Here is a 22,945-nt window from a genome sequence, read left to right as displayed (position 1 = left end):
GTAAGCCCGGCAAGCGCAGTGCCGCCGGGCAAGAGCGCTACAACGGCGAGTCCGTGCTGATCTCATCCAGCGACAGCTGAAAACTCGGCACAAAGACCGCCATAAAATAATCCATCTCCTCGCTGCGTCGCGCGGCGAGGGTTTTTTCCAGCCGCGTCTTCGCCAGCAAAAATTCATTATTGCCGGCAGACAGCTCTTCCAGGCATTTCAGGTAGGCGCACAGGGCATCTGCCTGTTTCACGATCAGCTTTTCTTCTTCACTGTACTGGTGTTCGTCAATCAGCGGCGCAAAAATATCGCGCAGCTCTTCCGGCACCATATCCACCAGCTTTTGCTGGGCGATCTTCTCAATCGCTTTGTATTCCTGAGCGATCTGCGAATTGAAGTATTTAACCGGGGTCGGAAGATCGCCGGTCAGCACTTCCGACGCGTCGTGATACATCGCCAGCAGGGCGATGCGTTCGGCGTTGACGTTGCCGTTGAATTTGCGGTTTTTGATCGCCGCCAGCGCATGGGCAACCATCGCCACCTGTAAGCTGTGCTCCGAGACGTTTTCCGTGCGTACATTGCGCATCAGTGGCCAGCGATTGATTAATTTCAGACGGGAGAGATGGGCGAAGAAATGACTTTGACTCATGGGTAACCTGTCGGTGGCAACAACGAAAATCCATTGTGCCCGCAGAGCGGGGGAAGATGCAAACTTCCCCCGTGCGCGTTTTACTGGTGGTAACCCGAAAGGAAGCGCCCAAAGCGTGTGATGGACATTTCCAGATCGTCGAGGCGTGGCAGCGTCACGATGCGCACATGATCCGGCCATGGCCAGTTAAACGCCGTTCCCTGCACCAGCAGCACTTTTTCCTGTAACAGGAAATCGAGCACCATTTTCTGGTCATCATGAATATTGAAGCGTTTCGCATCAATTTTCGGGAACATGTAGAGCGCGCCCTTCGGCTTCGTGCAGGAGACGCCAGGGATCTCGTTGATCAGCTCCCACGCGCGGTTACGCTGCTCGTAAAGGCGACCACCCGGCACAATAAACTCGCTGATACTCTGATAGCCGCCGAGTGCGGTCTGGATTGCATGCTGCGCTGGCACATTAGCGCACAGGCGCATTGACGCCAGCATCTCCAGTCCTTCGATATAGCCTTTGGCGTGTTTTTTCGGGCCATTCAGCACCATCCAGCCCTGACGGAAACCCGCCACGCGATAGGTTTTGGACAGGCCATTAAAGGTAATGGTCAGCAGATCCGGCGCCAGCGGGGCGATAGAGTGGTGCTCTGCATCGTCATAGAGAATTTTGTCGTAGATCTCATCGGCGAAAATGATCAGGTTATGCTGACGGGCGATTTCGACAATCTCCAGCAGCAGTTCCTTTGAATAGACCGCGCCGGTCGGGTTGTTGGGGTTGATAATGACGATGCCGCGGGTGCGGGGCGTGATTTTCGCACGAATGTCGTCGAGATCCGGGAACCAGTCCGAGGATTCGTCACAGATATAGTGCACGGCCTTACCGCTGGAGAGCGCGACGGCGGCGGTCCATAGCGGATAGTCCGGGGCCGGCACCAGCATTTCATCGCCGCTGTTCAGCAGTGCCTGCATAGATTGCACGATAAGTTCAGACACGCCGTTGCCGATATAAATATCTTCAACGGTGACGTCGCGCATGCCGCGCGCCTGGTAATGCTGCATGATCGCTTTACGGGCGGAGTACAGCCCCTTGGAATCGCAATACCCCTGTGCGGTCGGGAGATTACGAATAACGTCAACCAGGATTTCATCCGGGGCTTCAAAGCCAAAAGGCGCGGGGTTGCCGATATTGAGCTTCAGAACTTTATTGCCTTCTTCTTCCAGGCGTTTCGCTTCTTTAAGTACCGGGCCACGTATGTCGTAACAGACGTTCTCTAACTTGCTGGATTTTTCGATGGGTGACATGAATCTTTGACCTTTTAGCTGTTATTGGCCACTCCCTGCCATGGAAGTCAGCACGGAATAATGTACTCCGCCGGGGGGCAGTTTAGAAGTCCCGGCAGAAGAAGATTTTGCTGCCAGAGGCCTGCAGTCGATGGGGCTTAACACTGAGAAAGTTGTGAGTTGTCCAGTTAATATTCCTGTTTAATTTAATGGCTAAGCTTTTGATTTTTCCTAAACCTAAATAACAGGATCTTTGCGCTATGTGGAGGCGGCCTTGCTATATCAACATCAGTGGCGCAGCCAGGGCGTTCCTGCACATCCTGACAAGCTTATGAGTATTGGTTAGGGGTATTAATGGATGATCAATTTATCAATTAATATTTATTTAATATTATGTTTGAAAAATGAGGGTGACGGTAAATATTATTAAGTCTAAGCTACCTCTCTGGTCGGCTGAGCATCAGAACATTCCCAATAACACTTATATATATAAGGTTTTTGCGGTAAGATGCTGTCACAAATGCCGGTTACGCCGGAGGTTTGGTGGCTTTCGTATCTATTACAAAATTTAATTTGTTGTTATTAAAGTATTTTATTTTGTAATCGATAATAAAAGCTGTTCTGCGGAATCTATTGTTGGACCCGCTTGTAATTGCAAGTGAACGTAAATTGAGATAAAGATTTTACTGATTATTGTTTGTCTACTTATATCAATGATGGAATGAGCAGACAAAAATAACACCATAAGCAGGATTGACCCGTTCAGCCTGTAAATTAGATGATCAACACTGCGTCAGGTTCTTACATGAGGCTTGTCACTGCAGGAAGCGCGTTTTAAATGGAATTACTTCTTTCTTACGAACACAGCAAATACCGGGCTACAGAATACGGGTCGCCTGGGAGTGAAAAAATATGATAAATGCAAATCGTCCGATACTAAATCTCGACCTCGATCTGCTGAGAACCTTTGTTGCGGTTGCCGATCTTAACACTTTCGCGGCGGCAGCGGCGGCAGTTTGTCGTACACAATCAGCAGTCAGCCAGCAAATGCAGCGGCTTGAGCAATTGGTGGGCAAAGAGCTTTTTGCCCGTCATGGTCGCAACAAATTGTTAACTGAGCATGGCATCCAGTTGCTGGGCTATGCGCGTAAAATTCTGCGCTTCAATGATGAAGCCTGTACGTCTTTGATGTTCAGTAACATCCAGGGGGTGCTAACCATCGGTGCCTCTGACGAATCCGCAGACACTATTCTGCCGTTTTTGTTAAACCGCATCAGCGCGGTATACCCGAAAATCGCGCTGGATGTGCGCGTGAAACGTACGCCCTTTATTCTCGACATGCTGGAAAATAATGAGGTGGATCTGGCAGTAAGTACTTACCGGCCAACCCAGTTTGAGTCGCTGACCCTACGCCGTTCTCCTACCCACTGGTATTGCGCGGCTGAATATGTGCTGCAAAAAGGCGATCCGCTGCCGCTGGTGCTGCTGGACGAGCCGAGCGCGTTGCGTGACACGGTGATTCATACTCTCAATGCAGCAGATATTCCCTGGCGTATGGCGTATGTTGCCTCCACGCTCGCGGCAGTAAAAGCGGCGGTCAAAGCAGGACTCGGCATTACTGCCCGTCCGGTGGAAATGATGGGTCCTGATTTGCGCGTACTGGGGCAATTCGATGGTCTGCCTGTACTGGCCGACACCGAATATGTGCTATGCCACAATGCGCAGGCGAAAAACGAACTGGCACAGGTGGTCTTCCAGGCGATGGAGAATTACCATACGCCCTGGCAATACGCCACGGCTACTCCCCACGAGGGAGGCGATCCTCTCATTGTTGAGCCAGATTTCGAGTAAACCCCTTTTTTTTAACTCGTAACAAAATGTAATCATAAAAAATGAACCAAAGGCGGCCATATTGCTGCCTTTGGTTTAAAAATGTCACTATCCCGCCTGATTCCCCGTCAATTCATCATTTATATCCCTATATATCATCACGTTAATCATTGTCATTTTTCTGTCTTCCTGTACCTATTAGTCGTATTAATAGCGAGAGTTCATGTTAAAAAAAGCGCTAGTTTGTTGCTGTTTTTTTGGATGAATTAACAAAAGCGTGTCACAGATCAAGAAAATACTCCCATTTAGGGGGAGGAATCCTGGGGAATTCCTGTCAAAATAAGAGGGTAATTTTTGTTAAACCTCACAACGGACACGATTCAACAGGGAAAAAACGGCGTAAGTGTTTTGGTCCTGAAGAATAAAAAGGCATTAAATGTTAATGAAATGTCTTTGATGTAAACTAATGTGAGGTAACTTTTGTTAAAGTTGACAAAAGGTTATAGAAAGGAGTAAAAAACCACATCATTTTACTGTCTACAGCACCACGCACAGTAAATGTATGGTTTTTTTTGTTCCTCCCTTAAATCGATGTGGCGTTCATCTGCCAACAAGAGCAGAGGTTTCAGCGCTACTTTTTGAGTTAAGCAATGCGTATGTCAACATCCACTGAAGTTATCGCTCATCACTGGGCATTCGCTATCTTTCTTATTGTTGCTATAGGCCTGTGCTGCCTGATGTTGGTAGGCGGCTGGTTCTTGGGCGGAAGGGCTCGCGCCAGGCATAAGAACACGCCGTTTGAATCGGGTATCGATTCCGTCGGCACGGCGCGCCTGCGCTTGTCTGCCAAATTCTATTTGGTAGCGATGTTCTTCGTCATCTTTGACGTGGAAGCGCTCTACCTCTACGCATGGTCAACCTCTATCCGTGAAAGCGGTTGGGTCGGCTTTGTCGAGGCCGCAATTTTCATTTTAGTGCTACTGGCGGGTTTGTTTTATCTGGTGCGAATTGGCGCGCTGGACTGGACACCTGTGCGTTCGCGTCGCGAGCGCATGAACCCTGAAATCACCGGTAACACTGACCGTCAAGGCTAACCGCGAGGCAATAAGATGGATTACACGCTCACCCGCATAGATCCTAACGGTGAGAACGACCGTTACCCCCTGCAAAAACAGGAGATCGTAACAGACCCCCTGGAGCAGGAAGTGAACCGTAGTGTGTTCATGGGCAAGCTTGAAAATGTCCTGCACGATATGGTCAACTGGGGCCGTAAAAACTCAATCTGGCCTTATAACTTTGGCCTGTCCTGCTGCTACGTTGAAATGGTGACCTCCTTTACGGCGGTGCACGACGTGGCACGTTTTGGCGCTGAAGTACTGCGTGCATCCCCGCGTCAGGCTGACCTGATGGTCATCGCCGGCACACCTTTCACCAAAATGGCCCCGGTCATTCAGCGTCTTTATGACCAGATGCTTGAGCCAAAATGGGTGATCTCCATGGGGGCTTGCGCGAACTCAGGCGGCATGTACGACATCTACTCGGTCGTGCAGGGCGTTGATAAATTCCTCCCGGTGGATGTGTACATCCCTGGCTGTCCGCCGCGCCCGGAAGCGTACATGCAAGCACTGATGCTGCTGCAGGAATCGATTGGCAAAGAACGTCGTCCGCTCTCGTGGGTGGTTGGCGATCAGGGCGTTTATCGCGCCAACATGCAGTCAGAGCGCGAGCGCAAACGCGGTGAACGCATTGCTGTAACCAATCTGCGTTCGCCTGACGAGATTTAATTTGCGCCTGCGGGCTGTGGAGAGATCCTTCGCATATCAAAACAAATAGCGCGAAGCCACGCCCGACAGTCACCACGGACCATTTGCAATGGTGAACAATATGACCGACTTAACCGCGCAAGACGCCGCATGGCAGACCAGGGACCATCTCGATGACCCGATCATCGGCGAACTGCGCAACCGTTTTGGGCCGGATGCCTTTACCGTTCAGGCGACCCGCACCGGGGTACCCGTTGTTTGGGTGAAGCGTGAGCAATTGCTGGAAGTTGGCGATTTCTTAAAGAAAGTGCCGAAACCGTACGTCATGCTGTTCGATTTACACGGCATGGACGAACGTCTGCGCACTCACCGTGACGGGTTACCCGCCGCGGATTTTTCCGTTTTCTATCATCTGATTTCCTTCGATCGCAACCGCGATATTATGCTGAAGGTCGCGCTGTCAGAAAACGATCTGAATGTGCCAACGTTCACCAAACTTTTCCCGAACGCCAACTGGTATGAGCGTGAAACCTGGGAAATGTTCGGTATCAATATCGAAGGCCACCCGCACCTGACGCGCATCATGATGCCGCAGACGTGGACCGGCCACCCGCTGCGTAAAGACTACCCGGCGCGCGCCACCGAATTCGATCCCTTTGAGCTGACCAAAGCGAAACAGGATCTGGAGATGGAAGCGCTGACCTTCAAGCCGGAAGACTGGGGCATGAAACGTGGTACCGAAAACGAGGACTTCATGTTCCTCAACCTCGGTCCTAACCACCCGTCTGCGCACGGTGCATTCCGAATCATCCTGCAGCTCGACGGTGAAGAGATCGTCGATTGCGTACCGGATATTGGTTACCACCATCGTGGTGCCGAAAAAATGGGCGAGCGCCAGTCCTGGCACAGCTACATTCCGTACACCGACCGTATCGAATATCTCGGCGGCTGCGTTAACGAAATGCCTTACGTGCTGGCCGTTGAGAAACTGGCAGGCATTAAAGTGCCTGAGCGCGTGGATGTGATCCGCGTAATGCTCTCCGAGCTGTTCCGCATCAACAGCCATCTGCTGTATATCTCGACCTTTATCCAGGACGTGGGCGCGATGACGCCGGTATTCTTCGCCTTTACCGATCGTCAGAAAATCTATGATCTGGTAGAAGCGATCACCGGTTTCCGTATGCACCCGGCCTGGTTCCGTATTGGCGGCGTGGCGCACGATCTGCCGCGCGGCTGGGATCGCCTGCTGCGTGAATTCCTCGACTGGATGCCGAAGCGCCTGGCTTCTTACGAGAAAGCCGCGCTGCGTAACACCATCCTGAAAGGCCGCTCCCAGGGCGTGGCCGCTTACGGCGCGAAAGAAGCGCTGGAGTGGGGCACCACTGGTGCGGGCCTGCGTGCGACCGGCATCAACTTCGACGTGCGTAAGGCGCGTCCGTATTCTGGTTATGAAAACTTCGACTTTGAAGTGCCGGTGGGCGGTGGCGTCAGTGACAGCTACACCCGCGTGTTGCTGAAAGTTGAAGAGCTGCGCCAGAGCCTGCGCATCCTTGAGCAGTGCCTCAATAACATGCCGGAAGGCCCGTTCAAAGCGGATCACCCGCTGACGACGCCGCCGCCGAAAGAGCGCACGCTGCAACATATCGAAACCCTGATTACTCACTTCCTGCAGGTTTCCTGGGGTCCGGTCATGCCGGCCAACGAATCCTTCCAGATGATTGAGGCAACCAAGGGTATTAACAGTTACTACCTGACCAGCGACGGCAGCACCATGAGCTACCGCACCCGTGTGCGTACGCCAAGCTTCCCGCATTTGCAGCAGATCCCATCGGTGATCCGCGGCAGCCTGGTATCTGACCTTATCGTCTATCTGGGTAGTATCGATTTTGTTATGTCAGATGTGGACCGCTAATTATGCACGAGAATCAACAACCACAGACCGAGGCTTTCGAGCTGAGTGCGCTCGAGCGCGATGCGATTGAGCACGAGAAGCACCACTACGAAGATCCGCGTGCGGCGTCCATTGAAGCGCTGAAAATCGTTCAGAAACAGCGTGGCTGGGTGCCGGATGGCGCGATCTATGCGATCGCAGAAGTGCTGGATATTCCGGCAAGTGACGTGGAAGGCGTGGCAACGTTCTACAGCCAGATCTTCCGTCAGCCGGTTGGCCGCCATGTGATCCGCTACTGCGACAGCGTAGTGTGTCACATCACCGGCTATCAGGGCATTCAGTCGGCGATTGAGCAAAAGCTCAATATCAAGCCGGGGCAAACGACCTTCGACGGTCGCTTTACGCTGCTGCCGACCTGCTGCCTGGGTAACTGCGACAAAGGCCCGAGCATGATGATTGATGAGGACACTCACAGCCATCTGACGCCGGAGGCAATCCCTGACCTGCTGGAGCGGTATAAATGAAAAACGTTATCCGTACTCCCGAAATGCATCCGCTGACCTGGCGTCTGCGCGATGACAAACAGCCGGTATGGTTAGAAGAATACCAGAGCAAAAATGGCTATGAAGGCGCGCGTAAAGCGCTGACCGGCATGGCACCGGACGACATCGTCAACGCCGTCAAAGACTCCGGTCTGAAAGGGCGCGGCGGCGCGGGTTTCTCCACCGGTCTTAAGTGGAGCCTGATGCCGAAAGACGAATCCATGAATATCCGTTACCTGCTGTGTAACGCCGATGAAATGGAGCCGGGCACCTATAAAGACCGTCTGCTGATGGAGCAACTGCCGCACCTGCTGGTGGAAGGCATGCTCATTTCCGCGTTTGCGCTGAAAGCGTACCGTGGCTACATCTTCCTGCGCGGCGAATATATTGAAGCCGCTGTCCATCTGCGTCGTGCGATTGCTGAGGCGACCGAAGCCGGTCTGCTTGGCAAAAATATCATGGGCACCGGTTTTGACTTCGAGCTGTTCGTACATACCGGGGCAGGGCGTTATATCTGTGGTGAAGAAACCGCGCTGATTAACTCTCTCGAAGGCCGCCGTGCGAACCCGCGTTCCAAGCCACCGTTCCCGGCAAGCTCCGGCGTGTGGGGCAAACCGACCTGCGTTAACAACGTTGAGACGTTATGTAACGTGCCGGCGATCCTTGCCAACGGCGTGGAGTGGTATCAGAACATCTCGCAAAGCAAAGATGCTGGTACCAAGCTGATGGGCTTCTCTGGCCGCGTAAAAAATCCGGGCTTGTGGGAATTACCGTTCGGCACCACCGCACGTGAAATCCTCGAAGATTACGCGGGCGGTATGCGCGATGGCCTGAAGTTTAAAGCCTGGCAGCCAGGTGGCGCGGGTACCGACTTCCTGACCGAAGCGCATCTCGATCTGCCAATGGAATTCGAAAGCATCGGCAAAGCGGGCAGTCGTTTAGGTACGGCGCTGGCGATGGCTGTGGATCACGAAATCGGCATGGTCGGCCTTGTGCGTAACCTGGAAGAGTTCTTTGCCCGTGAGTCCTGCGGCTGGTGTACGCCGTGCCGCGACGGACTGCCATGGAGCGTGAAGATCCTGCGTGCTATCGAGCGTGGCGAAGGCCAGCCAGGGGATATCGAGACACTTGAGCAACTGTGTCGTTTCCTCGGGCCGGGCAAAACCTTCTGCGCTCATGCGCCGGGTGCGGTCGAACCGCTGCAAAGCGCGATTAAATATTTCCGCGAAGAATTCGAAGCTGGCATCAAACAGCCGTTCAGCAATACCCATGCAATCAGCGGTATTCAGCCGAACCTGTTGAAAGCTCGCTGGTAAAGCCCACAAGTTCATTCAGGTTGCATCAAGGCAGCCAACGCAGAGGCGGCCTGAATGAGGAAGTGGTAACAATTTTTTAATTTGGAAGCATGCTAATGGCTACGATCCATGTAGACGGCAAAGATTACGAGGTCAACGGGGCGGACAACCTGCTACAGGCATGTCTCTCGTTAGGTCTTGATATTCCGTATTTTTGCTGGCATCCGGCGCTGGGTAGCGTGGGTGCTTGCCGCCAGTGTGCGGTGAAGCAGTACCAGAATGCGGAAGACACGCGTGGCCGCCTGGTCATGTCCTGTATGACACCTGCCACTGATGGCACCTTTATTTCTATCGACGACGCAGAAGCGAAACAGTTCCGCGAGAGCGTGGTGGAGTGGTTAATGACTAACCACCCGCACGACTGCCCGGTTTGTGAAGAGGGCGGCAACTGCCACCTTCAGGATATGACCGTCATGACCGGTCACAGCTTCCGTCGTTACCGCTTCACCAAGCGTACCCACCGTAATCAGGACCTGGGGCCGTTCATCTCGCATGAAATGAACCGCTGCATCGCCTGCTACCGCTGCGTGCGTTACTACAAAGATTATGCTGACGGCACCGATCTGGGCGTATACGGCGCGCACGATAACGTCTATTTCGGTCGTCCGGAAGACGGCGTACTGGAAAGCGAATTCTCCGGTAACCTGGTGGAAATCTGCCCGACCGGCGTGTTCACCGATAAAACGCACTCCGAGCGCTATAACCGTAAATGGGACATGCAGTTTGCGCCGAGCATCTGCCAGCAGTGTTCCCTTGGCTGTAACACCAGCCCGGGTGAGCGTTACGGCGAACTGCGTCGCATCGAAAACCGTTATAACGGCACCGTTAACCACTACTTCCTCTGTGACCGTGGTCGTTTTGGCTATGGCTATGTGAACCTGAAAGACCGTCCGCGTCAGCCGGTGCAGCGCCGTGGCGACGATCTGATCACGCTGAACGCCGAACAGGCGATGCAAGGCGCGGCAGATATTCTGCGTCAGTCGAAGAAAGTGATCGGTATCGGCTCCCCGCGCGCCAGCGTGGAAAGCAACTTCGCACTGCGTGAACTGGTCGGCGCGGAAAACTTCTACACCGGTATCGCAAGTGGTGAGCAGGAACGTCTGGAACTGATGCTGAAAGTGCTGCGTGAAAGCGGCATTCATACTCCGGCGCTGCGCGAAATCGAATCTTACGATGCAGTACTGGTACTGGGCGAAGACATTACCCAGACCGGCGCGCGCGTCGCGCTGGCAGTGCGTCAGGCAGTGAAAGGAAAAGCACGTGAAATGGCTGCCGCGCAGAAAGTGGCGGACTGGCAGATCGCGGCGATCCTGAACATCGGCCAGCGTGCCAAACATCCGCTGTTTGTCACCAACGTTGACAGCACGCGCATGGACGACATCGCGGCGTGGACCTATCGTGCACCGGTTGAAGACCAGGCGCGTTTAGGCTTTGCCATCGCTAATGCACTTGACGCCAGCGCACCGGCCGTTGAAGGCATCGATCGCGATCTGCAAAACAAGATCGACGTGATCGTGCAGGCGTTAGCGGGCGCGAAAAAACCGTTGATTATCTCCGGTACTAACGCTGGTAGCACCGCCGTGATCCAGGCCGCCGCTAACGTCGCCAAAGCGCTGAAAGGCCGTGGCGCGGATGTCGGCGTGACCATGATTGCCCGTGCAGTGAACAGCGTCGGTCTTGGTATGATCGGCGGCGGCTCGCTTGACGATGCCCTGAGCGAACTGGAAACCGGCCGCGCTGATGCGGTGGTGATCCTGGAAAACGATCTGCACCGTCATGCTTCTGCTGCCCGCGTTGACGCCGCGCTCTCCAAAGCGCCGCTGGTGATGGTTATCGACCATCAGCGCACGGCGATCATGGATAAAGCGCATCTGGTGCTCTCCACGGCCAGCTTTGCGGAAAGCGATGGTACGGTGATCAACAACGAAGGCCGCGCACAGCGTTTCTTCCAGGTTTACGATCCGTCTTACTACGACCGCAACGCCATCATGCTGGAAAGCTGGCGCTGGCTGCACTCGCTGCACAGCACCGTGGAAAGCCGCGAAGTGGACTGGACGCAGCTCGATCACGTGATCGACGCCGCCGTTGCTGCGCTGCCGCAGCTGGCCGGGATCAAAGATGCCGCGCCGGATGCCAGCTTCCGCATTCGTGGTCAAAAACTGGCCCGTGAACCGCACCGTTACAGTGGCCGTACCGCCATGCGCGCTAACATTAGCGTTCATGAACCGCGTCAGCCGCAGGACAAAGACACCATGTTTGCCTTCTCTATGGAAGGGAACAACCAGCCATCCGCACCGCGCTCGCAAATTCCGTTTGCGTGGGCACCCGGCTGGAACTCCCCACAGGCATGGAACAAGTTCCAGGCTGAAGTGGGCGGTAAACTGCGTCATGGCGATCCGGGTGTTCGTCTGATCGAAGCCTCAGACAGCGGTCTGGAATACTTCGATCATGTACCGGCGGGATTCCAGGCTGAAGAAGGGAAATGGCGTGTTGCGCCTTACTACCATCTGTTCGGCAGTGACGAAATGTCTCAGCGTTCACCGGTCTTCCAGAGCCGTATGCCGCAGCCGTACATCGCGCTCAATCCGGCAGACGCCGCGAAACTGGGTGTGAATGCCGGGGCGAAAGTCGCGTTCAGCTATGAAGGTCAGACGGTCAGCTTACCGCTGGTGATTTCTGAAGGACTGACGGCAGGGCAGGTCGGCTTGCCGATGGGACTGCCGGGCATCGCGCCGGTACTGGCAGGCGCACGTGTTGAGGATCTGCAGGAGGCACAGCAATGAGTTGGTTTACCCCGGAGTTGATTGACATCCTGCTCAGCATTCTCAAAGCGGTGGTTATTCTGCTGGTCGTGGTGACCTGTGGCGCGTTCATGAGTTTTGGTGAACGTCGTCTGCTGGGCCTGTTCCAGAACCGTTACGGACCGAACCGCGTAGGCTGGGGTGGCTCACTCCAGCTGGTCGCGGACATGATCAAGATGTTCTTCAAAGAGGACTGGGTCCCGAAATTCACCGACCGTGTGATTTTCACCCTGGCCCCGATGATCGCCTTTACCTCGCTGTTGCTGGCCTTTGCTATCGTGCCGGTCAGCCCGTCGTGGGTGGTGGCCGATCTGAACATCGGTATCCTGTTCTTCCTGATGATGGCAGGCCTCGCGGTGTACGCCGTGCTGTTCGCCGGCTGGTCGAGCAACAACAAATACTCGCTGCTTGGCGCGATGCGTGCGTCTGCGCAAACGCTGAGCTATGAAGTGTTTCTTGGTCTCTCGCTGATGGGCGTGGTGGCGCAGGCCGGTTCATTTAATATGACCGACATCGTCAACAACCAGGCCGACATCTGGAACGTGATCCCGCAGTTCTTCGGGTTTATCACCTTTGCTATCGCGGGCGTGGCAGTGTGTCACCGTCACCCGTTTGACCAACCGGAAGCCGAGCAGGAACTGGCCGACGGTTACCACATTGAATATTCCGGTATGAAATTCGGTCTGTTCTTCGTGGGGGAGTACATCGGTATCGTCACCATTTCCGCGCTGATGGTTACCCTGTTCTTCGGTGGCTGGCATGGCCCGTTCTTACCGCCCTTCATCTGGTTCGCGCTGAAAACCGCGTTCTTCATGATGATGTTCATTTTGATCCGCGCAGCATTACCGCGTCCGCGTTATGACCAGGTGATGTCCTTCGGCTGGAAAGTTTGCCTGCCGCTGACGCTACTCAACTTGCTGGGCACCGCGGCTGTCATTCTCTGGCAGGCGCAATAAGGGGTGAAAAGACCATGACTTTAAAAGAAATAATAGTGGGCTTCGGCACCCAGGTTCGCAGTATCTGGATGATCGGCCTGCACGCGTTCGCCAAACGTGAAACGCGCATGTACCCGGAAGAGCCGGTTTATCTGGCTCCTCGTTACCGTGGCCGTATCGTGCTGACGCGCGATCCGGACGGTGCCGAGCGCTGCGTCGCCTGTAACCTGTGTGCGGTTGCCTGCCCGGTAGGCTGTATCTCTCTGCAAAAAGCAGAGACGAAAGATGGCCGCTGGTATCCGGAGTTTTTCCGCATTAACTTCTCACGCTGCATTTTCTGCGGCATGTGTGAAGAGGCCTGCCCGACAACGGCGATCCAGTTGACGCCGGATTTCGAGCTTGGCGAGTTCAAGCGTCAGGATTTGGTCTACGAAAAAGAGGATCTGCTGATCTCCGGTCCGGGCAAATACCCGGAATATAACTACTACCGGATGGCAGGTATGGCAATCGACGGCAAAGATAAAGGTGAAGCGGAAAACGAAGCCAAACCTATCGACGTCAAAGGCCTGTTACCGTAAGGAGAGGGGCAATGGAGTTCGCTTTTTATATCTGTGGCCTGGTTGCCATCCTGACGACGCTGCGGGTGATAACCCACACCAATCCGGTGCATGCTCTGCTGTACCTGATTGTGTCCCTGCTGGCGATTGCCGGGGTCTTCTTCTCCTTAGGCGCCTATTTTGCGGGTGCCCTGGAAATCATCGTCTACGCCGGGGCCATTATGGTGCTGTTCGTGTTCGTGGTGATGATGCTGAACCTCGGTGGTGCTGAGATTGAGCAGGAACGTCAGTGGCTGAAACCGCAAATCTGGTTAGGTCCGGCGGCGTTATCTGCTGTTCTGCTGGCGGTGATGATTTACGCCATCCTTGGCGTGAACGATCAGGGCATCGACGGGACCTCAATCAGCGCGAAAGCGGTGGGTATTACCCTGTTCGGGCCGTATGTTCTGGCGGTTGAACTGGCGTCAATGCTGCTGCTGGCGGGTCTGGTTGTTGCCTTCCACGTGGGTCGTGAAGAACGCGCAGGCGAAGTGCTCAGTAACCGTCCTGGCGATGCGAAAAGAAAAACGGAGGAGCACGCATGATCCCCTTACAACATGGACTGATCCTCGCCGCGATACTGTTTGTACTCGGGCTGACCGGTCTGGTTATCCGTCGCAATCTGCTGTTTATGCTGATTGGGCTGGAAATCATGATAAACGCGGCGGCGCTGGCTTTTGTCGTCGCCGGTAGCTACTGGGGCCAGACCGATGGACAGGTGATGTATATCCTCGCCATCAGCCTTGCGGCAGCAGAAGCCAGTATTGGTCTCGCGCTGTTACTGCAACTGCATCGCCGTCGCCAGAGCCTGAATATCGATTCAGTAAGTGAGTTGCGTGGATGAACATGCTTGCCTTAACCATTATTTTGCCATTGATTGGCTTCTTACTGCTCTCCTTCTCCCGTGGTCGCTGGTCGGAAAACCTCTCCGCCACCATCGGAATGGGGTCAGTTGGTCTGGCGGCGCTGGTGACCGCCATTGTTGGCTTCGACTTCTTTAATAACGGGCAGCAGGCTTACAGCCAGCCGTTATGGACCTGGATGTCGGTAGGCGATTTCAATATCGGCTTCAACCTGGTGCTGGATGGTCTGTCGCTGACCATGCTCTCCGTGGTGACCGGCGTTGGCTTCCTGATCCACATGTTTGCCTCCTGGTACATGCGCGGTGAAGAGGGTTACTCCCGCTTCTTCGCCTACACCAACCTGTTCATCGCGAGCATGGTGGTGCTGGTACTGGCGGATAACCTGCTGCTGATGTATCTCGGCTGGGAAGGCGTGGGCCTGTGCTCCTATCTGCTGATCGGTTTCTACTACACCGATCCGAAGAATGGTGCGGCGGCGATGAAAGCCTTCGTCGTGACCCGCGTCGGCGACGTGTTCTTAGCCTTCGCGCTGTTCATTCTTTATAACGAACTGGGTACGCTCAACTTCCGCGAAATGGTGGAACTGGCTCCGGCGCACTTCGAGGCGGGCAATAACATGCTCACCTGGGCGACGCTGATGCTGTTAGGCGGGGCGGTCGGTAAATCGGCACAGCTGCCGTTGCAGACCTGGCTTGCTGACGCGATGGCGGGTCCAACCCCGGTTTCCGCGCTGATCCACGCCGCAACCATGGTTACCGCGGGTGTCTACCTGATTGCCCGTACCCACGGTCTGTTCCTGATGACCCCGGAAATCCTGCATCTGGTGGGGATTGTCGGTGCCGTAACGCTGGTGATGGCAGGCTTTGCCGCGCTGGTGCAGACGGACATCAAACGCGTACTCGCTTACTCCACCATGAGCCAGATTGGTTACATGTTCCTGGCGCTTGGCGTACAGGCGTGGGATGCGGCGATTTTCCATCTGATGACCCATGCGTTCTTTAAAGCGCTGCTGTTCCTCTCCTCTGGTTCGGTGATCCTTGCCTGCCATCATGAGCAGAACATCTTCAAAATGGGCGGCCTGCGTAAGTCTATTCCGCTGGTGTATGTCTGCTTCCTGGTGGGTGGCGCGGCGCTGTCGGCGTTGCCGCTGATCACCGCAGGCTTCTTCAGTAAGGATGAAATCCTCGCGGGTGCTATGGCGAACGGACACATGAATCTGATGGTGGCAGGTCTGGTGGGGGCATTTATGACCTCGCTGTACACCTTCCGCATGATTTTCATCGTCTTCCACGGTAAAGAACAAATTCACGCACACGCAGGGAAGGGCATCACCCATCATCTGCCGCTGATTGTTCTGCTGGTGCTGTCGACCTTTATTGGCGCAATGATCGTACCGCCGCTGCATGGCGTTCTGCCGGAAACCACCGAGCTTGAACATGGCAGCGTGATGATGCTGGAAATTGCATCAGGCGTGGTGGCGATTGCCGGGATCCTGATTGCTGCCTGGCTGTGGCTTGGCAAGCGCACGCTGGTAAGCTCTATCGCGAACAGCGCGCCAGGTCGTCTGCTGGGCACCTGGTGGTATAACGCCTGGGGCTTCGACTGGCTGTATGACAAAATTTTCGTAAAACCATTCCTCGGTATCGCCTGGCTTATCAAGCGTGATCCGCTGAATACGTTGATGAACATCCCGGCAATCCTTTCCCGCGTGGCAGGTAAAGGTCTGCTGTTTAGCGAAAACGGCTATCTGCGCTGGTATGTGGCATCCATGAGCATCGGTGCGGTGGTCGTCCTCGCGCTGTTGATGGTATTGCGTTGATTTTTTGTGAAGTGTTTAGAATATAAGGGACATACGCAGCTATGTTATTACCCTGGTTAATACTTATCCCGTTTATTGGCGGCTTCCTGTGCTGGCAGACCGAACGCTTCGGCGTGAAGATGCCGCGCTGGATCGCGCTGGTCACAATGGGACTGACGCTGGCGCTTTCCCTGCAACTGTGGTTGCAGGGCGGCTACTCTCTGACCCAATCGACCGGCTTACCGCAGTGGCAGTCTGAGTTCCTGCTGCCGTGGATCCCGCGCTTTGGTATCAGCATTCACCTCGCGCTGGATGGTCTGTCACTGCTGATGGTGGTGCTGACCGGATTCCTCGGCGTGCTGGCAGTGCTCTGCTCATGGCGCGAAATCGAGAAATATCAGGGTTTCTTCCATCTTAACCTGATGTGGATCCTGGGCGGCGTTATCGGCGTGTTCCTTGCCATCGACATGTTCCTGTTCTTCTTCTTCTGGGAAATGATGCTGGTGCCGATGTACTTCCTGATCGCACTGTGGGGCCATAAAGCCTCCGACGGGAAGACGCGCATCACGGCCGCGACCAAATTCTTCATCTATACCCAGGCGAGCGGTCTGGTGATGTTGATTGCCATCCTGGCGCTGGTGTTCGTGCACTACAACGCGACCGGCGTCTGGACCTTCAGCTACGAGCAGTTGCTCAACACGCCGATGTCCCATGGCGTTGAATATCTGCTGATGCTGGGCTTCTTCATTGCCTTCGCGGTGAAAATGCCGGTGGTGCCGCTGCACGGCTGGTTGCCGGACGCGCACTCCCAGGCACCTACCGCAGGTTCTGTTGACCTCGCGGGGATCCTGCTGAAAACCGCCGCTTACGGTCTGCTGCGTTTCTCGCTGCCGCTGTTCCCGAACGCTTCCGCCGAGTTCGCACCAATTGCGATGTGGCTGGGTGTGATTGGTATCTTCTATGGCGCATGGATGGCGTTCGCCCAGACGGACATCAAACGTCTGATTGCTTACACCTCTGTTTCGCACATGGGCTTCGTGCTGATCGCCATCTATACCGGTAGCCAGCTGGCGTACCAGGGTGCGGTGATCCAGATGATTGCTCACGGTCTGTCTGCGGCCGGTATGTTTATCATCTGCGGTCAGCTGTACGAGCGTCTGCATACCCGTGATATGCGCATGATGGGCGGCCTGTGGAGCAAAATTAAGTGGCTGCCGGCGCTGTCGATGTTCTTTGCTGTGGCCACCCTCGGGATGCCAGGCACCGGTAACTTCGTCGGTGAATTCATGATCCTGTTCGGAAGCTTTAAGGTCGTTCCGGTGATCACCGTGATCTCTACCTTCGGTCTGGTCTTCGCGTCGGTTTACTCGCTGGCGATGCTGCACCGTGCCTTCTTCGGTAAAGCGAAGAGCGAGATCGCGAGCAAAGAATTGCCGGGAATGTCACTGCGCGAGCTGTTTATCATTCTGTTGCTGGTCGTGCTTCTGGTACTGCTTGGCTTCTATCCGCAGCCGATTCTGGATACCTCGCATTCCGCGATGAGTAATATCCAGCAGTGGTTTGTTAATTCCGTTTCTACTACAAGGCCGTAAATCGCCATGACAATAACTCCACAACACCTGATTGCGCTGCTACCGCTGCTGATCGTCGGATTGACGGTGGTGGTTGTGATGCTCTCCATTGCGTGGCGACGCAACCACTTTTTCAATGCCACGCTGTCGGTCATTGGACTTAACGCCGCGTTAGTATCGCTCTGGTTTGTTGGCCAGGCGGGCGCCATGGATGTCACACCGCTGATGCGCGTAGACGGTTTCGCGATGCTCTACACCGGCCTTGTGCTGCTGGCGAGCCTCGCGACCTGTACCTTCGCGTACCCATGGCTTGAGGGCTACTACGACAACAAAGAAGAGTTCTATCTGCTGGTGCTGATTGCCGCCCTCGGTGGCATTCTGCTGGCGAACGCCAATCATATGGCCTCGCTGTTCCTCGGTATCGAGCTTATTTCGCTGCCGCTGTTCGGCCTGATTGGTTACGCCTTCCGTCAGAAACGCTCGCTGGAAGCCAGTATCAAATACACCATTCTGTCTGCTGCCGCCTCGTCGTTCCTGCTGTTCGGCATCGCGCTGGTCTACGCGCAGACGGGCAACCTGTCGTTCCCTGAACTCGGTAAGAGCCTGGGCGACGGCATGCTGCACGAACCGCTGCTGCTGGCAGGTCTGGGTATGATGATCGTCGGTCTGGGCTTTAAGCTGTCGCTGGTGCCGTTCCATCTGTGGACGCCAGACGTTTACCAGGGCGCACCTGCTCCGGTTTCCACCTTCCTGGCGACCGCCAGCAAAATCGCCATCTTTGGCGTGGTGATGCGTCTGTTCTTGTATGCGCCAGTGGGTGACAGTGACGCGGTGCGCATGGTGCTGAGTATTATCGCCGCCGCTTCCATCATCTTCGGTAACCTGATGGCGCTCAGCCAGAGCAATATCAAGCGTCTGCTGGGCTATTCCTCTATCTCGCACCTCGGCTATCTGCTGGTGGCGCTGATTGCGCTGCAAAGCGGTCAGATGTCGATGGAAGCGGTAGGGGTATATCTGGCCGGTTACCTGTTCAGCAGCCTCGGCGCGTTCGGCGTGGTGAGTCTGATGTCCAGTCCGTACCGTGGCCCGGATGCCGATTCGCTGTACTCCTACCGTGGTCTGTTCTGGCACCGTCCGGTCCTGTCTGCTGTCATGACGGTGATGATGCTGTCGCTGGCGGGGATCCCGATGACGCTCGGCTTTATCGGTAAGTTCTACGTGCTGGCCGTGGGTGTGCAGGCAAACCTGTGGTGGCTGACCGGTGCCGTTGTGCTCGGCTCCGCGATTGGTTTGTACTACTACCTGCGTGTGGCAGTGAGCCTGTATCTGAACGCACCGCAGCAGCTTAACCGTGATGCGCCATCGAACTGGCAGTACAGCGCGGGAGGGATTGTAGTGCTGATCTCCGCATTGCTGGTGCTGCTATTAGGCGTCTACCCGCAGCCGCTGATCGACATCGTGCAGCTGGCGAAGCCGCTAATGTAAGCGCGCTTTAGCCAATAAAAAACCGCCGAATTCGGCGGTTTTTTTTCGTCTTCTTAAAAATTTGCCGGGTAGCGCTTATGCTTACCCGGCCTGCAACCTTTCAGTATCAGGCCCGGCAAACTTGCGCCGCCGGGCAAAATGCAGACTTACACAGACTGCTTATGGCTGATCAGCGGTCCGCTGATATGTTGCGTAGCGCGATCCAGCACTTCCTGGATCACCGAGGAAAGCTCGTTGATTTCAAACTTGGCGACATAGCCATCGGCCTGCACTTTACGCACATGATCTTCGTTCGCGCTGCCGGACAAGGACGAGTGGATCACCACCGGAATATGCTTCAGACGCTCGTCAGTTTTGATTTTGCGCGTCAGGGTAAAGCCATCCATTTCCGGCATTTCCAGATCGGTCAGCACCATCGAAATCTTATCGCTGATCGGCACGCCTTCTGCTTCCGCTTGCTGCGCCAGCACCTGAATACGTTCCCATGCATCTTTACCGGTGATGTGCATAGTGTTCGGGATGTTCATCGACTCCAGCCCTTTTTCCAGCATGGCGCGCGCCACTTTGGAGTCTTCGGCGACAATGGCGACCGCACCTGGCTTCATGTTGAACTTTTTGGTGTTCTGCAGGTTCTTGGCATGCAGATCGTGATCCGGCGGCGTGATGTCATAGAGGATCTGCTCAACGTCCAGCACCAGCGCCAGATTATTGGAATCCTGCTCATCATCGAGACAGGCGATGCTGGTGATGTAGCGGCCATTAACGGCTTTCTCGGCGGTGTGCACCTGTTTCCAGTCCAGACGAATAATGTTTTCCACTGACTCGACGGCAAACGCCTGCACGCTCCGGGCGTACTCGGTGATCAGCAGAATATTCAGGCCGGTAGTGGGTTTGCAGCCCGCCACCGCCGTCAAATCTATTACCGGAATGATTTGATCGCGGATATTCACCATCCCCATCATCGGCGGCTTCATTCCGGCCGGACGAGTAAAAGCAGGCATGGGCACAATTTCACGCAGTTTAAATACGTTAATGCCAAACAGCTCTGACTTCGCGTCATGCACCGAGGCGCCAAGACGGAACAGCAAAAGCTCAAAGCGGTTTGACAGGGTAAGATTTGCCCTGTCATCAATATCTTTCTGGAAACTATCCATCGTGCCCTCGGAGTGGAATGCGTGCGTTAACACTGTTATCGGCACGCCGGGGGAAAAATGGAGGAACGTTTTTACATCAAACTGTGATGACGTCGAAATCTTCCGCCAGAATACTCTGCGCAAAGATGGCCCGGCACTCATCCACCAGCTTCTGGCTGCTGACGCTGTCATAGCGCGAGCTGATATGCGTCATCACCAGCCGCCCGGCATTCGCCTCACGGGCCAGCTGCGCCGCCTGACGGGTTGAGCTGTGGCCACGGCTGTTGGCTTTCTCCTCCATTGCCGTTTCCAGCGTGGTTTCATGCACCATCAAATCCACATCCTGCGCCAGGTCGCGCGCAGCGGGGCAGGGGGCGGTATCGCCAAAAATCGCCAGTTTTTTACCCGGTGTTGCCGGGGAGAGATAGTCCTGCCCGTTAATCACGCGGCCATCCTCCAGCGTCACCGTTTCGCCGGCTTTCAGGCGCTGAAACAGCGGGCCGACGGGAATGCCTGCCTCCATTAGCGCACGGGCATCCAGCGCGCCGGGCTTATCGTGCTCTTCAATACGGTAACCGTAACACTCCAGCGGATGTTCCAGCGGGTAGGCGGTCACGCGCCGCAGCCCGTCATCGATGACCTCGCCTGCACTAATCTCCACGATGGACAGCGGGTAATCCGTCCAGGTACCACTCAGACGCAGCGTGGTTTCAATAAACTCGCGGATGCCTTTTGGACCATATATCGTTAACGGCTGGGTGATCCCCGCCATTGAACGGCTGCAAATTAGCCCTGGCAGACCAAACAGGTGATCGCCGTGCAAATGGGTAAGAAAAATTTTCTCCACCTTGCCAGGGTGATACGCGGTTTTCATCAGCTGATGTTGCGTACCTTCGCCGCAGTCAAACAGCCACAGCGCGGGCTGCGTTGGGTGTTGCAGATTCAGCAGCAGCGCGCTGACGTTGCGCGCTCTGGACGGTACGCCCGCCGAGGTGCCAAGAAAGAGAAGTTCCATATGTGCGTTATGCCCTTTGCGAGGGAAGAAAAGCCATTAGTATAGCGAGAGAGAATTCATTAAGGAGAGCATCATGATCCACTGGCAAGACCTGCACCACAGCGAACTGAGCGTCAGCGCGCTTTACGAGGTTCTCAAACTGCGCTGCGAGGTGTTCGTCGTAGAGCAAGCCTGCGCGTATCTGGATGTCGATGGCGATGACCTGGTCGGTGAGAACCGCCATCTGCTCGGCTGGCGCGAAAACCAGCTGGTGGCGTATGCGAGGATTCTGAAAAATGAGGATGATTTCGCCCCGGTAGTGATTGGCCGGGTCATTGTCAGCCCGCAGGTGAGAGGGGAAAAACTGGGCTATCAACTGATGGAACGCGCGGTCGCCAGCTGCCAGCAACACTGGCCGCAGCACGCGCTATACCTGGGCGCGCAGGCACATTTGCAACCTTTCTATGCCCATTTTGGTTTCAGTCCGGTGACCGATATTTATGACGAGGACGGCATCCCGCACATCGGTATGGCGCGGGAAGTTGGCCAGGCGTAACCGCAGGTCATTGTCTATAGTTATCAAACCAGTGCAAAACATGGAGAAAACAAATGACTAACCAATTCACAGAAACACGCGTTGACGACGACCTGACCCTGCTGAGCGACACGCTGGAAGAGGTGTTACGTTCCTCCGGCGATCCAGCTGACCAGAAATACATTGAGCTGAAAGCACGCGCAGAACAGGCGCTGCATGATGTGAAGTCCCGCGTAAGCCAGGCTTCTGACAACTATTACCTGCGTGCGAAACAGGTTGCCTACCGTGCAGATGATTATGTGCGCGAAAAACCCTGGCAGGGCGTAGGTATCGGTGCCGCAGCGGGCCTGGTACTGGGTTTATTGTTACGTCGCTAGTCAACACTTCGCGTCAGCTACTGACGTTTACAGCCTCCTGGTTGCCACGCTGCATCAGGAGGCTATATTGTTTCTTACGCCCCACACCCCAGTTATCCGGCTGATTTTTGTTATTAATACGATAAATAATTCCCGCAATCATGAGTAAATCTTGATATTAAATCATCTGTATTGTGAATGCATTAATGGTGATTGCATTTATAATATCAATATATTCCATGAGGTGAATTGTATTCTCTTAATTCATAAAAATAATAACATCAAAAATTTCAATTGGTTGTGCGTAATTAATATAAATTTAATATAAATTTGATGTTAATGACCTTGCGTCAAATTAATCATCCGCTTATAAGTTCGCCTCACTTAATTTGTTGTTCTCCTTTGGCGGCGTTGCCATTCCTGCCTGTCGTTATTGCTATTGAATCCTCATGAATAAGGAACATTCTTCATGCAAAGAAAATCACTCTTATCGATCTGTATCGCTCTTGCATTGAGCGGTAACACCTGGGCCGACACTGAGCTGTCAGAAAAAAATCGTTCAGCAAATACCTGCCCGGCGAATATC

At 54.6% G+C, this 22,945-nt stretch carries 20 protein-coding genes; 16 read left to right on the top strand and 4 right to left on the bottom strand.

The features are described from left to right. Positions 1-37: 37 nt before the first annotated feature. Together yfbR and alaA are read right to left on the bottom strand one after the other, a co-directional pair. The gene (yfbR, locus tag KW828_RS16000) at positions 38-637 is read right to left on the bottom strand and encodes a 5'-deoxynucleotidase (RefSeq protein WP_218337300.1); all 600 of its coding nucleotides are present in this window, start codon (positions 635-637) and stop codon (positions 38-40) included. A gap of 80 nt (positions 638-717) precedes the next feature. Next, positions 718-1,932 (bottom strand): alanine transaminase AlaA, encoded by a 1,215-nt coding sequence (alaA, locus tag KW828_RS15995; RefSeq protein ID WP_218337298.1) that lies wholly within the window; start codon positions 1,930-1,932, stop codon positions 718-720. An 891-nt stretch (positions 1,933-2,823) separates the two neighbouring features. Between alaA and lrhA the strand changes: the two genes are divergently transcribed. The 14 genes from lrhA to nuoN all read left to right on the top strand — a co-directional run bounded on the left by lrhA (position 2,824) and on the right by nuoN (position 19,341). Then, on the top strand, positions 2,824-3,762 hold the full coding sequence (gene lrhA, locus KW828_RS15990; protein ID WP_218337297.1) for a transcriptional regulator LrhA: 939 nt from the start codon (positions 2,824-2,826) through the stop codon (positions 3,760-3,762). A 629-nt stretch (positions 3,763-4,391) separates the two neighbouring features. Further along, complete coding sequence (nuoA, locus tag KW828_RS15985; protein WP_088219274.1) at positions 4,392-4,835, top strand: NADH-quinone oxidoreductase subunit NuoA; 444 nt, start codon at positions 4,392-4,394, stop codon at positions 4,833-4,835. A gap of 15 nt (positions 4,836-4,850) precedes the next feature. Continuing rightward, positions 4,851-5,525, top strand: a complete 675-nt coding sequence (gene nuoB / locus KW828_RS15980; protein WP_072569206.1) for an NADH-quinone oxidoreductase subunit NuoB — start codon at positions 4,851-4,853, stop codon at positions 5,523-5,525. Positions 5,526-5,613: 88 nt separating this feature from the next. Further along, complete coding sequence (gene nuoC, locus KW828_RS15975; RefSeq protein WP_218337296.1) at positions 5,614-7,416, top strand: NADH-quinone oxidoreductase subunit C/D; 1,803 nt, start codon at positions 5,614-5,616, stop codon at positions 7,414-7,416. A 2-nt stretch (positions 7,417-7,418) separates the two neighbouring features. Continuing rightward, positions 7,419-7,919, top strand: a complete 501-nt coding sequence (nuoE, locus tag KW828_RS15970) for an NADH-quinone oxidoreductase subunit NuoE (protein ID WP_088219272.1) — start codon at positions 7,419-7,421, stop codon at positions 7,917-7,919. Next, the gene (nuoF, locus tag KW828_RS15965; RefSeq protein WP_218337295.1) at positions 7,916-9,253 is read left to right on the top strand and encodes an NADH-quinone oxidoreductase subunit NuoF; all 1,338 of its coding nucleotides are present in this window, start codon (positions 7,916-7,918) and stop codon (positions 9,251-9,253) included. The genes nuoE and nuoF overlap by 4 nt, the downstream gene beginning before the upstream one ends. A 95-nt stretch (positions 9,254-9,348) precedes the next feature. Further along, entirely contained in the window at positions 9,349-12,075 is a 2,727-nt protein-coding gene (nuoG, locus tag KW828_RS15960; protein ID WP_218337294.1) for an NADH-quinone oxidoreductase subunit NuoG, read from the top strand. Then, entirely contained in the window at positions 12,072-13,049 is a 978-nt protein-coding gene (gene nuoH / locus KW828_RS15955; RefSeq protein WP_072569202.1) for an NADH-quinone oxidoreductase subunit NuoH, read from the top strand. Before nuoG ends, nuoH begins: the two co-directional genes overlap by 4 nt. Positions 13,050-13,063: 14 nt before the next feature. Then, the gene (gene nuoI / locus KW828_RS15950) at positions 13,064-13,606 is read left to right on the top strand and encodes an NADH-quinone oxidoreductase subunit NuoI (protein ID WP_072569201.1); all 543 of its coding nucleotides are present in this window, start codon (positions 13,064-13,066) and stop codon (positions 13,604-13,606) included. An 11-nt stretch (positions 13,607-13,617) separates the two neighbouring features. After that, positions 13,618-14,169 (top strand): NADH-quinone oxidoreductase subunit J, encoded by a 552-nt coding sequence (nuoJ, locus tag KW828_RS15945; RefSeq protein WP_218337293.1) that lies wholly within the window; start codon positions 13,618-13,620, stop codon positions 14,167-14,169. Beyond that, entirely contained in the window at positions 14,166-14,468 is a 303-nt protein-coding gene (gene nuoK, locus KW828_RS15940) for an NADH-quinone oxidoreductase subunit NuoK (protein ID WP_072569199.1), read from the top strand. The genes nuoJ and nuoK overlap by 4 nt, the downstream gene beginning before the upstream one ends. Beyond that, on the top strand, positions 14,465-16,306 hold the full coding sequence (gene nuoL, locus KW828_RS15935) for an NADH-quinone oxidoreductase subunit L (protein WP_218337291.1): 1,842 nt from the start codon (positions 14,465-14,467) through the stop codon (positions 16,304-16,306). The genes nuoK and nuoL overlap by 4 nt, the downstream gene beginning before the upstream one ends. A 41-nt stretch (positions 16,307-16,347) precedes the next feature. Beyond that, complete coding sequence (gene nuoM / locus KW828_RS15930) at positions 16,348-17,877, top strand: NADH-quinone oxidoreductase subunit M (protein ID WP_218337290.1); 1,530 nt, start codon at positions 16,348-16,350, stop codon at positions 17,875-17,877. A 6-nt stretch (positions 17,878-17,883) separates the two neighbouring features. Beyond that, a complete protein-coding gene (nuoN, locus tag KW828_RS15925; RefSeq protein ID WP_218337288.1) occupies positions 17,884-19,341 on the top strand; it encodes an NADH-quinone oxidoreductase subunit NuoN in 1,458 nt (485 codons plus the stop codon). Positions 19,342-19,487: 146 nt separating this feature from the next. Here the strand turns inward: nuoN and KW828_RS15920 are convergent, their stop codons facing one another. Further along, positions 19,488-20,495, bottom strand: a complete 1,008-nt coding sequence (locus KW828_RS15920) for a chemotaxis protein (RefSeq protein ID WP_218337287.1) — start codon at positions 20,493-20,495, stop codon at positions 19,488-19,490. 76 nt (positions 20,496-20,571) lie between these two features. Continuing rightward, a complete protein-coding gene (gene rbn / locus KW828_RS15915) occupies positions 20,572-21,489 on the bottom strand; it encodes a ribonuclease BN (RefSeq protein WP_218337286.1) in 918 nt (305 codons plus the stop codon). A 73-nt stretch (positions 21,490-21,562) separates the two neighbouring features. On the opposite strand from rbn, the gene KW828_RS15910 reads away from it, so the two are divergent. Continuing rightward, on the top strand, positions 21,563-22,024 hold the full coding sequence (locus KW828_RS15910) for a GNAT family N-acetyltransferase (protein WP_218337285.1): 462 nt from the start codon (positions 21,563-21,565) through the stop codon (positions 22,022-22,024). 53 nt (positions 22,025-22,077) lie between these two features. Continuing rightward, complete coding sequence (gene elaB / locus KW828_RS15905; RefSeq protein WP_088219259.1) at positions 22,078-22,380, top strand: stress response protein ElaB; 303 nt, start codon at positions 22,078-22,080, stop codon at positions 22,378-22,380. The last annotated feature ends 565 nt before the right edge of the window (positions 22,381-22,945 follow it).

Origin of the sequence: Enterobacter sp. ENT03, from assembly GCF_019218745.1 — a bacterium.
GTDB lineage: Bacteria > Pseudomonadota > Gammaproteobacteria > Enterobacterales > Enterobacteriaceae > Enterobacter_D.
This window is presented reverse-complemented; position numbering and strand designations above follow the sequence as displayed.